This is a genomic window from Variovorax boronicumulans (assembly GCF_029892485.1).
GTDB classification, from domain to species: domain Bacteria; phylum Pseudomonadota; class Gammaproteobacteria; order Burkholderiales; family Burkholderiaceae_C; genus Variovorax; species Variovorax boronicumulans_B.
The window spans coordinates 1-2,329 of the sequence record NZ_JARXVG010000040.1; the positions used below are offsets into that span (position 1 = coordinate 1).

General features: G+C 53.5%; 2 protein-coding genes. One reads left to right on the plus strand and one right to left on the minus strand.

The features are described 5' to 3' along the window. Window positions 1–940: thioesterase domain-containing protein (locus tag M2282_RS30950; protein WP_280812592.1), on the plus strand; the 940-nt coding region annotated here is incomplete at its 5' end. 1,010 nt (window positions 941–1,950) lie between these two features. On the opposite strand, the gene M2282_RS30955 is transcribed toward M2282_RS30950, so the two are convergent. Continuing rightward, the gene (locus M2282_RS30955) at window positions 1,951–2,124 is read right to left on the minus strand and encodes a hypothetical protein (protein WP_280812593.1); all 174 of its coding nucleotides are present in this window, start codon (window positions 2,122–2,124) and stop codon (window positions 1,951–1,953) included. Window positions 2,125–2,329: the final 205 nt, after the last annotated feature.

Here is a 2,329-nt window from a genome sequence, read left to right on the forward strand (position 1 = left end):
CGATGTCCTGGGCATCGCCCAGGTGGGCATCGACGACAACTTCTTCGACCTGGGTGGCCACTCCCTGCTGGCCACCAAGCTCATCAGCCGCATCCACTCCGCCCTGGGCGTCGAGATCGCCATCCGCACCCTCTTCGAGGCTCCCACCGTCGCACAACTGGACGCGCGCCTAGGCAGATTTAATAGCCGTCACGCCGACTCTTTTGGCACTTTAATCCCGCTGCGGAAAACAGGAGATCTGTCACCCCTCTTTTGCATCCATCCGGCCGGCGGCCTGAGTTGGGGATATGCACCCCTTGCAAAGCACCTGAAAAAGAACCAGCCAATCTACGGCCTTCAATCGCGAGGCTTCTTTGAGTTCGACCTCATGCCAAAAACAATCCAAGAAATGGCACTCAGTTATCTTCAGCAAATCAAAACGATTCAGCCTACCGGCCCCTATAACCTGCTTGGCTGGTCGTTTGGCGGATACGTTGCATATGAAATCGCAAATGTGCTGTCAAAAAATGGTGAAAGCAACAATATGCTGGCCCTTCTTGATACATATCCGATCAATCTCAAGAGCCGAAAAAATGCCCATTACTTGGCGGCAATGGCGACCCAAGAAGAAAAAGGGGAGCATTTTTACAAGGAATTCAAATTATTCCTAAGAAAACAAACAAGTACATCGGATCTCGGAAACGAGGATTTTGAAAAAATGTGGCAAATATTGAGATACAATCTCGCGCTGCTAAAAAATTATATCCCTCCAAGGATCAGCGAGAATCTTGTTTTATTCATTGCGGCGAAAGCTACGCGTCCGATAAATCCGGATGCATGGTCCTCAATCGTAGGTGGAAACATAGAAACCCATGAAATCGATTGCCAACATGGTCAGATGTCTCATCCTGTGGCATTAGCCAAGATCGGCAAGATACTGGCCAATCAACTTCGCCGCTGAGAGCCTCAAGATCGGGCAGATGAGGGGACAGATACCGCGAGACGCGATGACGCGGACAAGCGCAACCGTGCTGACGAGGGCCCATGTGGCCACTCATTTCCTCCTCTTATAGACAGCAAGCACGCTTAAAATTAGGAGGCAATCTGTTCATCTTTGGTACGCGGGCGCGTTGCCGGAGCGAAGGGATTCGACCTTGGAATGGCGTACCGGACGATGCTAGCTCTTGAAGAAAAAGCCATGCGAAACGCTTTTTTGAAAATGGAGCTATCTCACGGCCCGCGCCTCCGCGCCGTGCTGTACTATCACGGTACGTTCCAATAGCATTAAAAAGCCGAGGGTTGAATCGAGTGCATGCAGAGCCCCAGAATCCTGTCTGGTTTTGCTAACGCCGGCTATGTCAAAGCGAACGGCGGAGCTGTCCTTTCCATTGGACAACGTCATCTTTCATTCCAGAACAGCAAATTGTTGAGTCAGCTTTGCCGAACCGAGAACGACTTTCATCGAGATAGCATTGGCCATTTACGCCCGAGTCGACCCATTTTTTAGTTGACCAGAGAACACGGGCGAAAAATCAATCAACTTCATTTGCCGGACGGTCGAACCTCTCCACGTCGAACGTGTGGATCCCTTCAAATGCGCTCTTCATATGCGCGGCCCTCACGCGCGCCGCTGGCCGGCCTTGATTTTCAAAGCTGCAGAATTGCATGCTGGAAATGCAGGCAATCAAAGTCTCTTGATCGCAGTTTGGTGAATTTATAGTTGCTGCGAGCATGCAGTTGCCGACATGTTCGCACGCGTCGCGGCCATGCGGGTTAAACTATTTAAACGCCAAGGCAGCCTGACCAGCCGATTGAAAGTTGGCCCAGTCATTTGCGCCCACCGCGGGCGCCGCACACCCGCGTCATCTTCATTCATGCCCCTCACCGCAGCCAGCGGCAGTGAAACCTCTTTGATCACTTGAATGCTCCCTGGCGCCGGGGCGTCCCGACCCGATGTCCAACGAGCCGTTCTTAAGCCTCGTCGCCCACACCCACCTCCTTGGCGACAGAAAAGCCAACAGCGTCAAGGCGAATCGGCGGCAGCGCCGGCACGCGCCATTCGGTAGGCAGGAGGGCCTGCCAGCCGACTTGAGAGAGCCGTTGATGAGCAGCGCGCCGGGCCGATGACTTCAGCAAAGTGAGCATAAAGGCTGCTCTTTCGGCTTCCCCAGAGGCCGCATCCAAGTGCTGGCCGCGTCACGGAAAAAAATGTCGCATCAGCGCAACGGAACCACTCTTATGCCGTGTTTTCAGGTGATTTGTTTTGCCCTGCCGCAGCGGCTCTGGTGCAATAGCAACAACTTCCCAAAAGGAGGTTGGCCCGGGGTCCGGTGGGAGCACAAAGTGCCAG

Coding starts and splice junctions, on each gene's coding strand:
- M2282_RS30955 (WP_280812593.1), bottom strand. CDS start 2,124: ATGCTCACTTTGCTGAAGTCATCGGCCCGGCGCGCTGCTCATCAACGG.